Origin of the sequence: Flavobacterium sp., from assembly GCF_043720215.1 — a bacterium.
Taxonomy (GTDB): Bacteria; Bacteroidota; Bacteroidia; order Flavobacteriales; family Flavobacteriaceae; genus Flavobacterium.
The window spans coordinates 1-1,502 of the sequence record NZ_JAYSSZ010000155.1; the positions used below are offsets into that span (position 1 = coordinate 1).

General features: G+C 30.4%; 1 protein-coding gene. It reads right to left on the minus strand.

What is annotated here, in order from left to right; genetic code table 11:
* Window positions 1–111 precede the first annotated feature (111 nt).
* A partial coding sequence (locus ACHZC3_RS07375) for an IS1634 family transposase (RefSeq protein WP_394759221.1) occupies window positions 112–1,502 on the minus strand: 1,391 nt, incomplete at its 5' end.

The window sequence follows — 1,502 nt, forward strand, 5'->3', positions numbered from 1 at the left end:
GGGAATTGCCCATCGATAAAGACTTTGAAATATTATTAGATGAAGAGATAATCAAAGAATATAAAGATGTCGATAATCAAATTCAAAAATTTGTTTTAACCCAGATTGCAGCTAACCACCTCTAAAAGGCATTGAAATATAGTCTTCTATTTTTTTTATTTCAGGTTTGAGCCCCACAAACTTTTTTCTAGAAAACGGTTTGTGTTTGTAATTTAGAGTTTGATATATTTTTTCTAGTTTACTTTCAGCTTCAGAGCATTGGCGTATTGTAACGGTTTGTTGATTAACATTTTTAGCCGTTGTGGTAATTGCTTTTTGAGTAGTTGCAATTCTTACAATTTCGGGCCAATGAATGTTTATTTCTTTGTTTTTTAATTGGTACCTAATTGTATTTACAAGCCAATACGCCAACAAACCTAAATGTAGGTGCGCCATTGTGGATTCATCATTTTTGTGGTAGATGGGTCGTAAATTTAAATCGGTTTTTAAAACTCTAAAGGTGTATTCTATTTCACGAATGCTATTGTAAATTTTCCAAATGGTTTCTTCGTTTTCTATTTCTAACGATGTTCTTAAAAAATAAACACCTTGATTTTGATTTACTTCAACTTCATTTTTTATGTTCCATTTTATTGCTGTAACTAGCTCTTTGGTTGAATCTATCTCAATGTTTATTTCATAATGTCTTTGAATGGATGGATATTTTTGTTTTAATCTACCTATACGTTCATATACTTTCTTTGATTTTTTTATTCCGTTTTTTTTTGTTAAACTTTTTTCTATACTTTTCAATCCGTCTTCAAACCTTTGTTGGAATTGTTTATGCATAGCACTCTCCTTTACAGCCTTTGCTGTGCTTTTTACTTTTATAAAATAATCGCTTTTGTTTTGAACAGTAACTTTATGTAAACTTATTGCTTGTTGTTTTTTATCATATACGGTTTTGATTGTTTCTGAATTTTCTGATTCATATTTGTTTATTTTGTTACGATTAACACACAAGTAATCATAGCCTTTGTTTTTTACCATTGCAATGTTTTCTTCTGTTGCAATTCCTGCATCCATTACAATAATTGCTTTGTTTGAATGATTGCTGGTAGATGATCGCAAGTTATCAATTGTGTTTGATAGTGTTTTGCAATCGCTCATATTGCCTTCATAGATGGAAGAATATTTTATAAACCCCTCTGTATTCACAACCATTGCTAACACTACTAGTTTGGCATCTGTTCTTTTTTCTTTACTTCTTCCATACTTTGCCAATTTACTGTTGCGTTTTTCTCCTTCAAAATAGGTGTTGGTTAAATCATACAAATAAATTTTATCTTGTAAGTCAAACAGTTCGTTGGTTTTGGTAGAAAGAAATTTTTCTAGCCCCTCTTTTATGGAGTATAGTTTTAATGCACTGTTATACAGTTTATCCTTTGTGATTGATTGTACTGGATAGTTGGTTAGTTCACAAACTGCAGAGTTTTCTTTTATCCATTTGCTGGTTTTTAGTT